This window comes from Nostoc sp. (assembly GCF_036917235.1).
In the GTDB taxonomy this organism is placed as follows: domain Bacteria; phylum Cyanobacteriota; class Cyanobacteriia; order Cyanobacteriales; family Nostocaceae; genus Nostoc.
Window position 1 is genome coordinate 49,745 of the sequence record NZ_JBALDU010000007.1, and the last position, 16,279, is coordinate 66,023.

Annotated in this window: 13 protein-coding genes and 2 pseudogenes; 9 read left to right on the top strand and 6 right to left on the bottom strand. The window is 39.7% G+C overall.

The features are described from left to right. Window positions 1-68 precede the first annotated feature (68 nt). The 6 genes and pseudogenes from hemN to V7K44_RS01930 all read left to right on the top strand — a co-directional run bounded on the left by hemN (window position 69) and on the right by V7K44_RS01930 (window position 4,947). Window positions 69-1,451 carry an oxygen-independent coproporphyrinogen III oxidase gene (gene hemN, locus V7K44_RS01905; RefSeq protein ID WP_334928127.1) on the top strand — a complete coding sequence of 461 codons (1,383 nt, stop codon included), beginning with the start codon at window positions 69-71 and terminating at the stop codon, window positions 1,449-1,451. 677 nt (window positions 1,452-2,128) lie between these two features. Continuing rightward, window positions 2,129-2,429 (top strand): annotated as a pseudogene (locus tag V7K44_RS01910) (GlsB/YeaQ/YmgE family stress response membrane protein). A 165-nt stretch (window positions 2,430-2,594) separates the two neighbouring features. Then, window positions 2,595-3,287, top strand: a complete 693-nt coding sequence (locus tag V7K44_RS01915) for a manganese catalase family protein (protein WP_334704370.1) — start codon at window positions 2,595-2,597, stop codon at window positions 3,285-3,287. Window positions 3,288-3,636: 349 nt separating this feature from the next. Further along, window positions 3,637-4,377, top strand: coding sequence for a DUF3891 family protein (locus V7K44_RS01920; RefSeq protein WP_334928129.1), 741 nt, complete (start codon window positions 3,637-3,639; stop codon window positions 4,375-4,377). Window positions 4,378-4,474: 97 nt separating this feature from the next. Further along, window positions 4,475-4,609: a hypothetical protein gene (locus tag V7K44_RS01925; protein ID WP_334928131.1), complete on the top strand. Its 135-nt coding sequence runs from the start codon at window positions 4,475-4,477 to the stop codon at window positions 4,607-4,609. Between the two features lie 98 nt (window positions 4,610-4,707). Further along, window positions 4,708-4,947: a hypothetical protein gene (locus V7K44_RS01930; protein WP_334928133.1), complete on the top strand. Its 240-nt coding sequence runs from the start codon at window positions 4,708-4,710 to the stop codon at window positions 4,945-4,947. Between the two features lie 139 nt (window positions 4,948-5,086). Here the strand turns inward: V7K44_RS01930 and V7K44_RS01935 are convergent, their stop codons facing one another. After that, window positions 5,087-5,764, bottom strand: a complete 678-nt coding sequence (locus V7K44_RS01935; protein WP_334928135.1) for a response regulator transcription factor — start codon at window positions 5,762-5,764, stop codon at window positions 5,087-5,089. Between the two features lie 120 nt (window positions 5,765-5,884). After that, entirely contained in the window at window positions 5,885-6,859 is a 975-nt protein-coding gene (era, locus tag V7K44_RS01940) for a GTPase Era (protein ID WP_334928137.1), read from the bottom strand. A 429-nt stretch (window positions 6,860-7,288) separates the two neighbouring features. On the opposite strand from era, the gene V7K44_RS01945 reads away from it, so the two are divergent. After that, window positions 7,289-8,371 carry an ATP-dependent 6-phosphofructokinase gene (locus V7K44_RS01945; protein ID WP_334928423.1) on the top strand — a complete coding sequence of 361 codons (1,083 nt, stop codon included), beginning with the start codon at window positions 7,289-7,291 and terminating at the stop codon, window positions 8,369-8,371. A gap of 108 nt (window positions 8,372-8,479) precedes the next feature. On the opposite strand, the gene V7K44_RS01950 is transcribed toward V7K44_RS01945, so the two are convergent. Next, window positions 8,480-9,607 carry a succinylglutamate desuccinylase/aspartoacylase family protein gene (locus V7K44_RS01950; protein WP_334928139.1) on the bottom strand — a complete coding sequence of 376 codons (1,128 nt, stop codon included), beginning with the start codon at window positions 9,605-9,607 and terminating at the stop codon, window positions 8,480-8,482. Window positions 9,608-9,818: 211 nt separating this feature from the next. On the opposite strand from V7K44_RS01950, the gene V7K44_RS01955 reads away from it, so the two are divergent. Beyond that, window positions 9,819-11,045, top strand: a complete 1,227-nt coding sequence (locus V7K44_RS01955) for a cytochrome P450 (RefSeq protein ID WP_334928141.1) — start codon at window positions 9,819-9,821, stop codon at window positions 11,043-11,045. Window positions 11,046-11,085: 40 nt separating this feature from the next. Here the strand turns inward: V7K44_RS01955 and V7K44_RS01960 are convergent. From V7K44_RS01960 to V7K44_RS01970, 3 genes and pseudogenes are all read right to left on the bottom strand, one after another. Further along, window positions 11,086-11,724, bottom strand: a pseudogene (locus tag V7K44_RS01960) (histidine phosphatase family protein). 914 nt (window positions 11,725-12,638) lie between these two features. Beyond that, a complete protein-coding gene (locus V7K44_RS01965) occupies window positions 12,639-12,821 on the bottom strand; it encodes a CsbD family protein (RefSeq protein WP_069070399.1) in 183 nt (60 codons plus the stop codon). Between the two features lie 359 nt (window positions 12,822-13,180). Continuing rightward, window positions 13,181-13,645: a hypothetical protein gene (locus V7K44_RS01970; protein WP_334928143.1), complete on the bottom strand. Its 465-nt coding sequence runs from the start codon at window positions 13,643-13,645 to the stop codon at window positions 13,181-13,183. A 254-nt stretch (window positions 13,646-13,899) separates the two neighbouring features. Between V7K44_RS01970 and uvrB the strand changes: the two genes are divergently transcribed. Next, window positions 13,900-15,897, top strand: a complete 1,998-nt coding sequence (uvrB, locus tag V7K44_RS01975) for an excinuclease ABC subunit UvrB (RefSeq protein WP_334928145.1) — start codon at window positions 13,900-13,902, stop codon at window positions 15,895-15,897. Window positions 15,898-16,279: the final 382 nt, after the last annotated feature.

Below are 16,279 nucleotides of genomic sequence, written 5' to 3' on the forward strand. Positions count from 1 at the left end.
GTAACTTCTCCCCTGCTCCCCATTAATCGCGTCTCTACCTATCCCTTCATTCATTGGAAAGCAACTCAATGGTTTTTCTATTACCTGGTGTCAAGTTTGATCTGGATTTGATTCAAAAGTACGACACTCGCGCACCTAGATATACCAGTTATCCGCCCGCTACAGAGTTAAGTGAAACATTCACTGAAACTGATTTTAAGGCCGCGATCGCCGCGTCGAATCAACGCAAAACCCCTCTTTCTTTATATTTCCATATCCCTTTTTGCCAAAGTGCTTGCTACTTCTGCGGTTGTAATACAGTAATTTCCAACAACAAGAATATTGCTAAACCTTATGTGGAGTCTTTGGTTCAAGACATCAAAAATACCGCAGCTTTAATCGATCCAGATAGAAAAGTGCTGCAAATCCACTGGGGAGGCGGTACTCCTAATTACTTGGAGCGTCACCAAGTAGAATTTTTATGGAAAAACATCAATCGTTATTTCAACATCGATCCACAAGCAGAAATCTCAATTGAGATTAATCCCCGCTATATCGATAAAAACTACATTTTCTTTCTAAGACAGATTGGATTTAACCGCATTAGTTTTGGCATTCAGGATTTTAATCGCCAAGTTCAAGTAGCTGTAAATCGCGTCCAGCCAGAAGAAATGCTCTTTGATGTCATGAGTTGGATCAAAGAAGCTAAGTTTGAAAGTGTGAATGTAGACTTAATTTATGGTTTACCATATCAAACACGCGAGACATTTCAAGAGACGCTGAAAAAGACCATTGAATTAGATCCTGACCGAATTGTTGTCTTTAACTTTGCTTATGTGCCGTGGCTCAAACCGACACAAAAAAATATTCCTCAAGAGGCTCTACCCCCAGCCGAGGAAAAGTTAGAGATTCTGAAAATGACCATTGAAGAATTGACGAATAACCAATATTTATTTATTGGCATGGATCATTTTGCTAAAACTAATGACGAATTAGCGATCGCTCAACGTAATGGCACTCTCAAACGCAATTTTCAGGGCTACACTACCCACGCCGAGACAGAATTATTTGGTTTTGGTTCCACATCCATCAGTATGTTAGAAGATGCTTATGCTCAAAACCACAAGGAGTTAAAGGATTATTATCAGACATTGGCAGCAGGTAGTTTACCTGTTAGTAAAGGTATCAAACTCACTCAAAATGACATTATTAGACGGGATGTGATTATGGGTATTATGTCTCATTTTCAGCTTCATAAGCAAGATATTGAAAACAAATATCATATCAATTTTGATGAATATTTCTCTGAGGAGCTAGAGGCGTTAAAACCACTAGAAGCCGATGGTCTAGTCAGTTTATCAAAAAATCAGATTCAGATTACCGACATCGGTAGATTATTAGTAAGAAATATTGCCGTGATATTTGATACTCACACAAGAACGCGAGAGACAAAGTTCTCCCGCGCTATTTGATGATCGCTTTTGCAAATATTTACCACATATTATCTCCTCAATCTAATTTAACAATAAAAGTTGAGGGGATATTATTAAGACTTCCCATTCAGATGCGGTACAACATTATGTCGCGGAGTATAGGGGCACGGCAATGCCCACGTGGTATTAAGTCCACTGACTTACAATCAGTATCCGCGTCACTCCAGTTTTGGCTTTAGACAAAACTTCGCCTCCCCAAAGCATCGGGAAATTCAAATAAAGTTGTTAAATAAAAAATGTACAAAAAGCTTGGTTAATTATTTATATAGATAATTAATGATCAACTATAACGAACGAAAGTTCTCAATAATTGTATGAGCAAATACTTGTAATACATCCCCAAAAAGTTAGATACAAACTTTATGCCTTAGGGTAGAGATGAAAAAGAATAGATTGACTAGTAAATTAATCTTTACTTTGCAAGGAAAAATTATATCTGTGATTATATATTTTTACTAAAATATAAATTATAAATATGCTAAAATTTTTGTTTGACATTAAGATGTAAATATGCCAACTATCATCCAATCTATACAATCTGGGTATAAATTATTTTGTATAACTTTTGGATTTAGCATTTACCCCATCTGGTAGAAAGAATTCTGAATTAGAATTGATAACTTAGATATTAAGTGAGTGAGATTGTTGAGGCGGTTATGAGTATTATTGCTTGGATAGTTTTAGGACTTTTGGCAGGTGCTATGCCTAACGGCAGGCTACGCCTACGCTAAAGCTATTTATCCTGGTTATCAAGGCGGCGGAATTCTCTCCACAATGATTTTGGGTATCATTGATGCTTTCGTCCGTGGAAGTTTATTTACCTTGTTAAGAACAGGAACTCTGCAAATTACTGCGGCTGGCGCTGGTTTAACTCTTCCTGATATTTTAGTGGCTGTGCTTGGTGCAATTGTTGCTATTTATTTGTGGGGATTAATCAGAAGAAGCAGCAATGTATAACCGCTGTTTGGCAGTTATCAACCCTGAGAGAACTACTGTATTTTATTCAGCCTTCTAGTTCACCAGTTTAAGAAGCTATAAAACATCAAATTAGCTCTATCTGGAAAAAGACTAAAAGATAAGTTGATTCATTCTGTAACACCAAATTTTGGGAAGTGTAAATCTATGTTTTTTCACAAAAAAGAGCCTATTCACGCAGTTAACGTTAGTGAACCAAACCCTCGTTTTGCTCAGTTGCTTTTAGAGCAGTTTGGCGGAGCTACTGGAGAACTTAGTGCAGCACTTCAATATTGGGTTCAATCATTCCATGTTGAAAACGCTGGCATTAAAGATATGCTCCAAGACATTGCCATTGAGGAATTCAGCCATTTAGAAATGGTTGGTAAACTCATTGAGGCTCATACTAAAAATGTAGATCAAACAGAGGCTTACAAGAGTACTCTTTTTGCAGTCCGAGGAATTGGACCTCATTTTCTAGATAGCCAAGGTAATGCTTGGACTGCAAATTACTTAAATGAGGGCGGAGATGTAGTGCGTGATTTAAGAGCTAACGTTGCTGCTGAAGCTGGCGCTCGTCAGACTTACGAAGAGTTGATTAAGTTGGCAACCGACAAAGGAACCCAAGAGACTTTAGTGCATCTGTTAACACGAGAAATTTCTCATACTCAGATGTTTATGAAAGCTCTAGATTCACTAGGTAAGTTGACAGATCCATTCTTTGGTAATATTAAGCCAGATGAAACTGTTGCTCTCTACTACAACCTATCTACAAACGGAGATGGTAAGGATGAGCGTGGCCCTTGGAATTCTGAGCCAACATTCAAATACGTTGCTAATCCCCTAGAAAGCCACTCTTAATTGCATAGGTTGCAGCCAAAATATAGGTTTATTTTGATGAGCAAAGAAGTTTTTGGCAGATTCTGAACAACTCCCAATAATCTGGTGGGCAAATAACCTACCTTATTTAGAAAATGTTGGGCTGTTTAGCTACATTTTGTGAGCAAAGAAATCCCGACTTTTCTAAGAAGTCGGGATTTTTATTTAAGTATTTGGGTATTACACTCAATTATTTAATAGCTATAGCTATTAAATATTCAGCCACACTGAAAAAGTTAGAGCGATCGCTGCTTCAATTTTTACCCCGATATTTCTGACTTCAGAAATTAATTCAACTCCAAATCAAAACTCAGTATCAGGAGGTTAACTTGTGATTGTCAACGCTACGCCAAATGGTTGGGAAGTTATTTATCATCGTGCCCATGCTTTATTAGCAGCTGAACTAGCGGGACAATGGCGACGCAAAGATGCTCCAGCAAGGTTATATGAAACAATAACTGCAATTTCTCATCACGATGATTTAGAAAAAGAGTGGGAAGAAGATATTCTGACTGAAGCGGGTGCGCCAAAGGACTTCATGCTCTCCACAAATGCCGATTTAGATGTAGGTGTCGATAAATTGGCTAATTTGGCAAAGAATGCCCTTTACCGTGGACGATGGGTAGCTCTATTAATTTCTATGCACATCAGCCGTTTAAATGAGTCAAGCCGGGGTAAGTCTTCAAAATTAGACAAACTTTTAGACGAGCAACTTCAAAATCAGCAAGGTTGGCGCAAAGAATTGGGCATCAAAAAGGAGGAAGTTGATGCAGCCTATGCATTTATGCAATGGTGCGATCGCCTTTCGCTCATTTTATGTCAGCAAGAACTACCTGACGATGAACGGTTTTTAGAAATTAGCAAGGGGCCTGAAGGTGAGCGCTATGACATCATGCAGCGCAGTGATAAGTTGGTTGTTGTCAAACCCTGGCCCTTCCAAGACAATAAATTCACGGTCAACGTCGAAGCTTGCGACCTCTCCCAGGTAAAGTTTCAGAGCAGCACCGAATTATCTCAAGTACTACAAGAAGCCCCGATCAAGGTACTAGAGTGGACATTTGTTAAGAGTTAGATGCATAAAGCTTACAGCTATTTAGCTGAAAATAGCTGTAAAAAAACTAGGTTATGCGATCGCACTCTTCAATTAAATCCCTACTTATATTTGTGCAATGGCGATCTCAGTAACCACTATTCCAGGGGGTGATGCTGTGGATATAACCCAAGCTGCAAAGACACAAGAAGTAGCGATCGCATTTCGTGGCAAGGTCGTGAGATCAATTTTAATTATTCTAATTTTTATCTAAAGATGTACTTTTAAGGCAGATTGTTATTACTTATGATAGTTCCTTCAAATCATTATGATGAGGGAAAGTAAATATACTTAATAACTGAGGTTCAAAGCATGGACTCAACAGCTAAGGTTCAAACTGTGGACTCGTCCTGGTCTCTTCCACTGCCGTTGAAAGAGTATGCAATGAGCCGAGTAACTGTCTACTTTTATAGCGACAGCTGGGTTCCAATTAAATATTGTTCTTTGGAAAAGGCAATTTTGCTTCACCAAAAAGCAAGTTTAGAAGGCAAGGAAATTTTGTTATTTCCTGCTAATGTAGACCCTAATCAATTCTCAAACTCTTTTAACTAAAATGCATTGAGGTAGACTATTTTTCAAACATCTTGGCAACAAATTAATCAGCTATAGAGGCGTACATATATATGTACGCCTCTACTTGTAGATGGGAGTAAAAGGGACTGGGGATTAGGGATTGGGTTGCATTTGTGTTCTAAACCAACCCAGAACGCAGTGCTACAACTGCTGCTTGCACGCGATCGTCCACTGCTAATTTATTCATAATTCCGCGGACGTGAGTTTTGATGGTGTTGGGACTGAGATAGAGTTTTTCGGCAATTTCGGGATTACTCAACCCGTCTACCATCAGCTTTAACACTTCTAACTCGCGCCCAGATAAGTTGGCGGTGTTGGTGGTGGGTGAAGGCGGTTTGAGATTATCAATTACTCGCCGTGCAATTTGGGGATCGAGATAGGCTGCACCATCAACTGCGGCTGCGATCGCACTTAACAATCGTTCCACACTTGCACCTTTGATACAATATGCATCTGCGCCGCTAGACAATGCCGCAATAATTTCTGTCTCTGTTTGATGAGATGTCAGCATTACTACATGAGTTGCTGGCAATGCCGCCTTAATTTGCTGTGTCGCAGCAATGCCATCCAATCGCGGCAATCCAATATCCATAACCACCAAATCAGGTTTCAGTTGCAGTGCGGCTTGAACTCCCAAATAACCATCTTCAGCTTGTCCAACAATCTCTATCTGAGGATGAGCCATTAATGATTGCTCTAATCCCAGTTGCATCATCGGATCGTCTTCGACAATTAACAGGCGCAATGGCGGAGCATTGACGGGTAAATTTAAGGGATAGTGAGTATCTAAAGACATTTTTATTAATTAAGAGTCATTTGTCCTTTATCCTTTGTCATTAGTCATTTGTCCTTTGTCCTTTGCTTTTTCTGCTTGCCAATGACTAATGACCAGTGACTAATGACAAATGACCAATTATTATTCTTCCACGCGATAGCCTAACTCTGCTAAACTAATCCGCGACTGTCGCCATTTTGGCTGGACTTTCACAAACAATTCTAGATAAACTTTGCCAGCGATTAATTTTTGAATTTGTTCGCGGGCTTCACTACCAATTGCTTTGAGCATGGCTCCACCTTTGCCGATGAGTATGCCTTTTTGGGAATCACGCTCGACGTTGATGGTAGCAAGTACACGCGTAATGCTGGGAGTTTCTTCTACTAAATCAATGGCGATCGCTACTGAATGGGGTACTTCTTCACGAGTCAATAATAAAATTTGTTCTCGGATTAATTCACCCATAATAAAGCGTTCTGGCTGGTCAGTTACCAAGTCTGGAGGATAATATAATGGCCCAATTTCTAAATGCTCAATTAATAATTCTTGAAGTTGCGGTAATCCTGTACTAGTCTTGGCCGAAAATTTCACGATTTCCCATTCATGAGACTGGGCCATCTGAGCGTAACTATCATCTAGAAACTGCGAATCAGCCGGTTGTTGGTCGGTTTTATTCACACCTAGAATTACTGGTGTTTTGCTGCGACTGAGCAATTCAGCAATGTAGCGATCGCCCGATCCACAAGCTACAGATCCATCTACCACAAATAACACTACATCTACCGATTCAATGGCAATTTTGGCATTTTGTACCAATACTTCGCCCAATTGATGATGGGGCTTATGAATTCCTGGCGTATCTACAAATATTAACTGCGCTTCTGGTGTGGTTAATACACCGCGCAAACGGTTACGTGTAGTTTGTGCTACTGGTGATGTAATGGCAATTTTTTGTCCTACTAATTGATTCATCAAAGTAGATTTACCGACATTTGGACGACCAACAATGCCGATAAAACCTGATTTGAATTCAGGAGGAGCCTGGGGAATTGCTACTTCTCCTGAAAAAGAGAAAGTGTAATTTTCAATACTAGTCACCTTTGGCTCCACCCTCATATTTTATAGCTGGGATAACTTGGTTTTTTCTTAGACACAAAATAGGCATAAAATTACCCTGGCATTTTTAGGGATTGCTTTTGCCGAGGTTTAATCTACTACCGACTCTACACTTATATTTTACAGCTGAGATAACCTTAGTTGTAGTATTCAGGAGTCAGAATTCAGTAGTCATAATATTAAAAAAATTAAACTCCAAGTTTACCTCATTTCATCGGCAATCATACCAAACTCACATAACTTCTGACTTCTGGCTCAAGAGTTGCTGAATTTTTAGACTTAGTTTTGTTTTTAGATACAAAAGAAACATAAAATTACTTTGGCATTAACAGGGAGGACTTTTGCTGAGGTTTAATCTGCTGCTAACTTTGGCTTAAGTTTCATCAACTATTTAACATATACATTTGGATCAAAATGTCAATAAAAAATGTGGGAGAACCCAAACGCATAGGAATTCTGACAAGTGGAGGTGATTGTTCTGGCTTAAATGCTGTGATTAGGGCTGTAGTAAATTGTGCTGTAAATACTTACGGCTGGGAGGTTTTGGGAATCCGTCAAGCGACTCTAGGATTAATGGCACGTCCGCCACAATTCACCAAGCTGGAGGTTGACCAAGTTGACTCGTTGTTAACTGCGGGTGGCACAATGTTGGGAACAACCAATAAAGGCGACCCTTTTGCTTTTCCAATGGCGGATGGAAGTTTATGCGATCGCTCCGAAGAAATTATTGCAGGTTATCATGAACTAAGTTTAGACGCTTTGATTGGTGTTGGTGGCGATGGTAGCTTGGCAATTTTGCGTCGCCTCGCTCAACAAGGTGGTATTAATTTAGTAGGTATTCCCAAAACCATTGATAACGATATTGGCGTTACCGAACACGCCATCGGTTTTGATACAGCAGTAAATATTGCCACAGAAGCACTAGATCGGTTACATTTTACTGCTGCAAGTCATAGCCGAGTCATGATTTTGGAAGTAATGGGGCGTGATGCCGGACACATAGCTATAGCTGCGGGAATTGCGGGGGGAGCAAATGTAATTTTAATTCCCGAAATTCCTTATACAGTTGAGCATATTTGCCACAAAATCAAAGAACGCCAAGAAAAAGGCAAAAACTATTGTTTGATTATTGTTTCTGAAGCAGTTCGTACCCAAGATGGCGAAAATGTGACGATTACCAATCGTTTAGGTCAATCTCGATACGGTGGGATTGGTGAATATTTAGCCGATGAAATTATTCAGCACATCGGTGTAGAAACGCGAGTCACAGTTTTAGGACACATTCAACGAGGTGGAACTGCTTCACCACTGGATAGATTAGTTGCAACCGCCTTTGGCGTAGCGGCGGTTAATTTGATTGCCGAGGATAAATACGATCGCATGGTGACATGGCAAAATCGCCAAGTATTAAGTGTACCAATTACAGAAGCGATCGCTCAATATAGCGCTGTCGATCCCAATGGTACTTTAGTTAAAACTGCTCGTGGTATGAGTATTTATTTGGGAGACTGAATTGAGTGCTGAGTGCTGAGTGAGGAGTGAGGAGTTAAAAAACTCTAAACTCCCAATGATAAATGACCAATGACCAATGACCAATGACCAATGACCAATGACAAATGACTAGCTAATAATTCCTAGTACAAACTCGCCTTCATTCACAGCCTGATTGGTTGCGACATCATAAACTAATCCATCATGTTGAGCGCAGACATCAATTACAGTAGGTAGTTGACCTTCTTTATTAAAGCTGAGAATCTGATACAGTTTTTCTCCAGCTTTGACTGTGCTACCTAATTCGATTCTGGATTGAATCATACCACCTGCGATCGCATAATATTTTTTCCGGTTGCTGCTAGATGCAAAAGTCATTTCATAGGTTTTTGTGTCATCCAATAAATTAGGAATTTGCAGTACACTTTTTTGCACTAAATAGTTTTTTACACCCCGTACACCTTTAGCAACTGAATCAGCGTTCATTTGCATTCCTGTTCCTAATTCCAGCGTCCAAGCTTCCACATCAAACTTAATTTCTCTACCCAAATCTTTAAAACAAGCTTCCAGTGCTAACCAAGGTTTGATAAAAGCTTCATCAAAAGCATCACCATCATATTTATCAAGTAAGATTCCGAAATCTAGTAGGAAGTATTTTGCACTATCTTCTCGATTTTGAAAGTAATAAACGTAGTCTAATGCTTGATTTGTAGAACTATGTAAATCAATTAAGTAATCTGCATCTAAACTGAGATTTTGTAGCTTATAGGCAAAAAGCTCAGTGTAAGGGACACCACTAGAAGAATTAAGTTTTTCTAAAATTTTTGCGAATTGTTGCTTAATTATAGTTAGATAATTTTGTCGAATGACCTTTAGATCACTATGAAGTTGAGATTTAGTAAAAGCTACTAAATCATCAGCTTCTTTCTCGTAGTCCCAAAAGATGCGATTCCAGTCTTTGGCTTCATAAACGCAGTAACGCCCAGGGGAGAAATGATGAGCGCGTTCATTTGTCCCCATTGGATTACAAACGGGAACTAGCCAAATTTCTCCAGTTAAATCTGTATCATTTATTGTTAGCAAAAACTCAATTAGCTGGTGAATAACGGCATTACCAGCAATTTCCGCACCGTGCAGATTGGATTGAATGTATACCTTTTTACCAGATTGAGCGCCGATGAATTTGTATATTTGTAAGTAGAGGCGATCGCCCGAAGCCATTTGACGTAATACAATGCTTTCAATAACTGGCTGCATAAAAATTTATTTGAGTAAATTATGACTGTATCTGTAATAAATCAAAAGCCACATAAACCCAAATCATACCAAGTATTTTCGTAAGGGAAGCAGTTGCAATTATTTGAGTTAGTATGTCGCAGTACAGACGAAGCAACCTGAATGTTGCTTTTGCTCTGGGATACTACTAGATATAGAATTATTGACTTATATCCTTAATCGCTTCTAACTCATGTCGTCACTCAGTAATCTAGAACAAGACCGATACAATCTATCTGCCCCAGAAGTACTGGCCAATCCCTATCCTACTTACCGCCGTATTTTATTAGAAGATCCTGTTTACTGGAGTGATTTTTTTGGGGGCTGGTATCTAATGCGCTATAAAGATGTTGCCGCAGCTATGCAAGACAAACGAATTTCGGCCAAGCGTCCGCCTATTAGTAAAATACCAGAATCAGAGCAACAGAATATACTTCCCCTTCTGGAAACTCTATCAAAATGGATTCTATTTTGCGACCCCCCAGAACACACGCGTCTGCGTGCGTTGTTTAACAAGGCATTCACTCCTAGTATCATTAGCAGCATGGCAGAGCGAATTCAGACGCTAGTAGACGAACTAATTGATGGTGTCTATGAGCGAGGTAACATGAATATTATTCATGATTTAGCTTACCCAATGCCCGCGATCGTCATCGCCCAAATGCTGGGCGCAAAGTCCGAAGACTGGGAACAGTTTAAGAAATGGTCTGACGATTTGGCAAGATTTTTTGGCATGTTCCGCATGAAGCCAGAAATTTTGACTAGCGCTCAACAAAGTATTATCGAAATGACCGAATATTTCCGCCACATCCTTGAAGAACGTCGTCATAATCCCCAAGACGATCTCATGAGTAGCCTCATCTTTGCACAAGAAAAGGGAAATTCTCTCAATGACGACGAAATTTTATCCAATTGCGTTTTCTTAACTTTTGCGGGTCATGAAACTACCACCAACTTGATTGCTAACGGCTTACTTGCTTTACTCAAAAATCCTAGTCAAATGCAAAAGTTAAAGGATGACCCCTCGCTAATTACAACTACTGTAGAAGAGTTTTTGCGCTATGACAGCCCAGTACAACGTCAGGCCCGCATAGCAGTTACCGATCTCGAAATTGATGGCAAACAAATTAGCCAAGGGCAACGCCTATTTCTGGTAATTGGTGCTGCCAACCGTGACCCTGAGCAATTTTTAGACCCCGATAAATTAGACATTACACGCCCTGAAAACCCACACTTGGCATTCGGAAAAGGAACCCACTTTTGCCTCGGTGCATCTCTTGGCAGACTTGAAGCACAAATTGCCATTAATACCATTGTGCGCCGCCTTAGTAATCTCCACTTGGATACAGATCGAATTGAATGGCATCAAAATCCATCCTTGCGAGGTATGAAATCAATGCCTGTAGCTTTCAATCCCTAAAATAATCCCCTAGTGAGAGTAATGCAATGTCAGTGACTCCTCACGTTCCTAGTAAATTTTGCAACCGCTCATCCAAATGACCACGGTCTGCCAAAACCTTTAACAGCGTCCCGTGTGAGGTAAATTCTACAATACTGACCGAAGCAACAGGACATCCCAACCGAAAACGGAAGCGTCCCACATCAATCCCCAGAAAACTACACAGAATAATTCTAATAGTTGCCTTGTGCGATACAACTAAAACATTGCCAGTACTGTAATTTTGCTTGATTTCTTCAATTACCTACAAGGCGCGATAAGCAATTGTAACAGCCATTTCTCCACCACTGGGAGCATTCCAAGCCGGATCTGCTGACCAGCGAATATAATCATCGTGATATTCACGCGTAATTACTTCTGGAGTTTTTCCTTCCCACAAGCCATAGTTGATTTCCTTCAAACCATCCCTAAATTGTGGTTCTATCCCTATTGCTTCACACAAAGGTTTTGCTGTCAATACAGTTCGCCGCATTGGACTACAAAATATTGCGGTCCAATCCTTAGAAGTATATGCGTCAGCAAAAGCCTTTGCCATATCCAACCCTTCTGGGGTAAGTTCTGAGTCTATGGAACCGCAAAATGAATTATTACGGCTGCATTCTGTCTGTCCGTGACGGAGGAAATAGAGAGTTAAGCTCACGGTATATTCTCATCGATTGTGAATTTAAGAACGCTAACAATCAAATGTAGCTGAAGATAGTTAATGCCCGTGTTATATTACTACAATTTCCTGATATTTGGAATAATTTTACCATTAAACAAAGTTACCGCAGCTACGCCCATCGTAAACATCACGCTACTTTGCTAATATCATCAGCAGTCATAGTCATGCAGTTGAGGTTATGTGTAGAAGGGTGCATCCCAGTTTTTACTTTGCGATCAGAGAATAACTTGTCATTGCGAACGCGAACAGCGTCTCGTAGAGAGGAGGGACGACGAACGCAAGTGCGCGTCGCAGACAAGCAATCCCCCAATATCTTACTAAGCACCAGTTGATGGGATTGCCACGCTCCACTTCGTTACGCTTGCAATGACAGGCAAAAAAGTGGGATGCTCCCTGTGTAGAAAGTCTCAACTATTGATATATGCCGATCGTTTAAATTTTGAAAGCTATTCTTTTAAATCTACGTAAACTAATTAATTGAATTTTTCAATGATAAGTTTAAATTTATGCTTAACTAATCACCATAGTGCTTAGTACAAGCTTTCAATACTGGGAGCATCCCAAACGTGTAAAAACATATTTTGTCATTGCGAACGCTTCATTCGCAATGACAATCTGTTATCTTAGTAAATTTGCAAAATTGGGATGCTCCCTCAATACTAACTTGCCAAAATAACTATATCTAAATTTTAAAATTTTTTGGAAAGTGTAGAGACGCGATCGCATCTCTACAAAAACTCTGCCAATGAAGCCAATACTTTACTGTCTACTCCTTGCTCAGGGAATATCACAAGAGTTTAGCTTGGTCTTCAAACAACTCACATTTTTCTGCAAAAATGGAATCCATCCCATTTATATTCCTAGACTTTCTGCAAAACAATCATGAATTATTAGTCAATGTTTTTCTTTACATTATCTTTTACGTCTTCAATCCCGTGACGTACTTCACTTTCAGCTTGCTTTGCTTTACCTTTAGCTTTATCTTCTGGATCTCCAGTGATATTTCCTAAGGCTTCTTGGGCTTTACCTTCAACATTTTTAGCAGCAGCCTTTGCGCGATCTTCGATGCTCATTTTGATACTCCTGATTTAATTAAAAACTCATACTCATTTCAAAGTTATAAAAAAACTAACTTTGAAACTCTTTGTTACTACTTTTACACAGTAACTTAATGTTTTTGCTAAAGCCTTCTACCACAAGGCATATTAAACAATTAAAAATTAAAAATTAAAAACTAAAAATGAAGAAAAGTAATGGTAGCAAGCATCCTGGCTGTTGACTTAATGTAAATTAAAGTCAGGCAAGTTTAGTTACCTATGCTAAAAGACGTAGAACAAATGTAAATATAAATATGGTAATATCTACTTTTTAAAGAAAAAACCCAGTTTCTTGTAGAAAATGGGTTACTTAAAGTTATGGGGATGTTTTTTGTTTAATCTAGAAAACCCATCAGGGTTTCAGAATTGTCAATCTCATTTGGTGCTATTGGACGATTACCGAATGTTGAATAGCTTTCAGAAATCACCAATGAACTTGAGGCAATTGGACGAATCCCAGAAAGATTTATACTTTCAACTACTTGGAATGTATTAGCGCCAATTGGACGAATACCCATTGAGTTATAGGTTTCAACTACTTCTAACGTACTAGTGCTAACAGGACGCACCCCAGCAATTGAGAGGTGTTCAGCAACTTCTAAGTCGCTAGCACCTATAGGACGAATTCCAGAAATGGCGAGTGTTCCAGAAGCTCCCACTGGCAGTTCAGTAACTTCCTCGACTTTATCTGCATTCAAGCTCTGGTCTTGTTGATTTTCAACTTCCTCTGTAGCTTCCCCTGGAGACTTGGCATACTTTTGCCGAGAACTGGTTGCTTTGCCAGCGTTGCTAATAGTCATAAACGAACACCTCTAGTTTGTTAATTGAATTTTACAATAATTAAGGAAAGATGAAATTTTTTCCCATATACCTTAGAGTTTAACCTTAAAAAACCTCACATAGATATAAGTATCTTTAAAACTGATACATAAGTAAACTTGAATTAATAATTTTCGTAAACAATGATTACTATTTATTTTAGTCTAAGAAGCCAGCTACAATGGACACAGGGCGGAATCGTCACCATGAGATAGGGTATTTACAGCAAAACTGTATGACAGAATTTTGTCTTCAAGCTCCCTTTAGTCCCACAGGCGATCAACCACAAGCGATCGCACAATTAACTGCTAGTATCCAATCAGGCAATCGTTACCAAACTTTACTAGGGGCCACTGGAACTGGTAAGACATTTTCGGTAGCAGCAGTTATTGAGAAAATTGGCAAGCCTACTTTAGTTCTGGCACATAACAAAACCCTGGCTGCACAGCTTTGTAACGAGTTGCGGGATTTCTTCCCCAACAACGCAGTCGAGTATTTTGTCAGCTACTACGATTATTATCAGCCAGAAGCGTATATTCCCGTTACCGATACTTATATTGAAAAAACGGCGGCAATTAATGATGAAATAGATATGTTGCGGCATTCAGCGACGCGATCGCTTTTTGAACGTCGTGATGTCATTGTCGTAGCTTCCATCAGTTGCATCTATGGTTTAGGAATGCCAGCAGAATATCTGAAAGCTGCCATCCCTCTTCAGATAGGTATGGAAGTAAATCAACGCCAAATTTTACGAGATTTGGCAAATGTTCAATACAGCCGCAACGACATCGAAATGGGCCGGGGAAAATTTCGTGTTCGTGGTGATGTCTTAGAAATTGGCCCAGCTTATGAAGACCGAATTATTCGCGTCGAATTCTTCGGTGATGAAATTGACGCGATTCGCTACATCGATCCGGTGACAGGTGAAATTCTCAAAAGTTTGGAAGCGGTGAATGTTTACCCCGCGCGTCACTTTGTCACGCCAGAAGAACGCTTAGAAGTAGCTTGTCATGACATTGCAGCCGAGTTAAAACAGCAAAAACTAGACTTAGAACAAGCTGGGAAACTATTAGAAGCCCAACGCATAGATCAACGTACACGCTATGACCTAGAAATGCTGCGCGAAGTCGGTTATTGCAACGGCGTTGAGAACTATTCCCGCCACTTAGCAGGAAGACAAGCTGGAGATCCACCAGAATGTTTAATTGATTATTTTCCTAAAGATTGGCTATTAGTTATAGATGAATCTCACGTTACCGTACCCCAAATTCGCGGGATGTATAATGGCGATCAAGCGAGAAAAAAAGTTTTAATTGAACATGGATTTCGGCTTCCTAGCGCTGCTGATAACCGTCCTTTGAAAGCAGAAGAATTCTGGCAAAAAGTTAATCAGTGTATTTTTGTTTCAGCAACTCCCGGAAATTGGGAAATAGAAGTTTCTGAAGACCATGTAATTGAGCAAGTGATTCGGCCAACTGGAGTGGTTGATCCAGAAATTTCCGTGCGTCCCACAGAAGGACAAATTGATGATTTACTGGGAGAAATTAAAGATAGAGCCGACCGCCATGAACGAGTGTTGATTACTACATTAACTAAGCGGATGGCCGAAGATTTAACCGAATATTTGCAAGACCACGGTATAAGAGTACGGTATTTACATTCCGAAATTACTTCTATTGAGCGCATTGAAATTTTACAGAACTTGCGCGAAGGGAAATTTGATGTATTAGTTGGTGTGAACTTGCTGCGGGAAGGGTTGGATTTACCTGAAGTTTCCTTAGTAGCAATTATGGATGCAGATAAAGAAGGTTTTTTGCGAACCGAGCGTTCCTTAATTCAAACTATTGGTAGAGCCGCGCGTCACGTCCAGGGACAAGCCATTTTGTATGCCGATAATATGACAGGTAGCATGATTAAAGCCATTGATGAAACAGATAGGCGGCGTGGGATTCAAACAGCACATAATAGATTGCATGGGATTACACCCCAACCAATTGTGAAAAAATCAAGTAATGCGATTTTGGCTTTTTTAGATGTATCTCGGCGGTTAAATGCAACTGACTTGAAAGTTGTAGATGAACATCTAGATGAACTGCCATTAGAACAGATTCCAGGGTTGATTACTCTGTTAGAAGCGCAGATGAAAGAAGCGGCGAAGAAACTGGAATTTGAAGAGGCGGGGAAATTGCGCGATCGCATTAAACATCTGCGGGATAAAATGTTAGGACGTTAACCTAAATCTTACGCTCACGAATCAGCAATTACCCGCATAGAAAGTTTATTAGGTCAACGTTTAGGTGACAAAGCACTCAACTTGCCACCAAGAAGCGATAATTTGAATCTACAACAGATGCTCAGTGGGATCGTGTAGCTGATATGGTACATTAAGAAATTGCTACGAGCTATAGCAATCCTATTTGATTCGTGAAAAATTTTAAATAAGAAAACGAACCGCAAAGTACGCTAAGGGCGCAAAGGGAAGAAAGAAGAAAGAGATATATAATTTTCACAAATGATTTAGGACTGCTATAGCTGTAACGCTTGATATATTACGATCAAGAAAAAGACTATATGAAAAGTTTCCATATAATCAATAGTTAGACCTAGCTCTGTTT

Excerpts from the sequence above, each read along its gene's own strand:
- V7K44_RS01970 (WP_334928143.1), bottom strand. The coding sequence starts at position 13,645 with ATGACTATTAGCAACGCTGGCAAAGCAACCAGTTCTCGGCAAAAGTAT.
- V7K44_RS01955 (WP_334928141.1), top strand. The coding sequence starts at position 9,819 with ATGTCGTCACTCAGTAATCTAGAACAAGACCGATACAATCTATCTGCC.
- V7K44_RS01935 (WP_334928135.1), bottom strand. The coding sequence starts at position 5,764 with ATGTCTTTAGATACTCACTATCCCTTAAATTTACCCGTCAATGCTCCG.
- era (WP_334928137.1), bottom strand. The coding sequence starts at position 6,859 with ATGAGGGTGGAGCCAAAGGTGACTAGTATTGAAAATTACACTTTCTCT.
- V7K44_RS01950 (WP_334928139.1), bottom strand. The coding sequence starts at position 9,607 with ATGCAGCCAGTTATTGAAAGCATTGTATTACGTCAAATGGCTTCGGGC.
- V7K44_RS01965 (WP_069070399.1), bottom strand. The coding sequence starts at position 12,821 with ATGAGCATCGAAGATCGCGCAAAGGCTGCTGCTAAAAATGTTGAAGGT.
- V7K44_RS01925 (WP_334928131.1), top strand. The coding sequence starts at position 4,475 with ATGGCGATCTCAGTAACCACTATTCCAGGGGGTGATGCTGTGGATATA.
- V7K44_RS01915 (WP_334704370.1), top strand. The coding sequence starts at position 2,595 with ATGTTTTTTCACAAAAAAGAGCCTATTCACGCAGTTAACGTTAGTGAA.
- V7K44_RS01930 (WP_334928133.1), top strand. The coding sequence starts at position 4,708 with ATGGACTCAACAGCTAAGGTTCAAACTGTGGACTCGTCCTGGTCTCTT.
- uvrB (WP_334928145.1), top strand. The coding sequence starts at position 13,900 with ATGACAGAATTTTGTCTTCAAGCTCCCTTTAGTCCCACAGGCGATCAA.
- hemN (WP_334928127.1), top strand. The coding sequence starts at position 69 with ATGGTTTTTCTATTACCTGGTGTCAAGTTTGATCTGGATTTGATTCAA.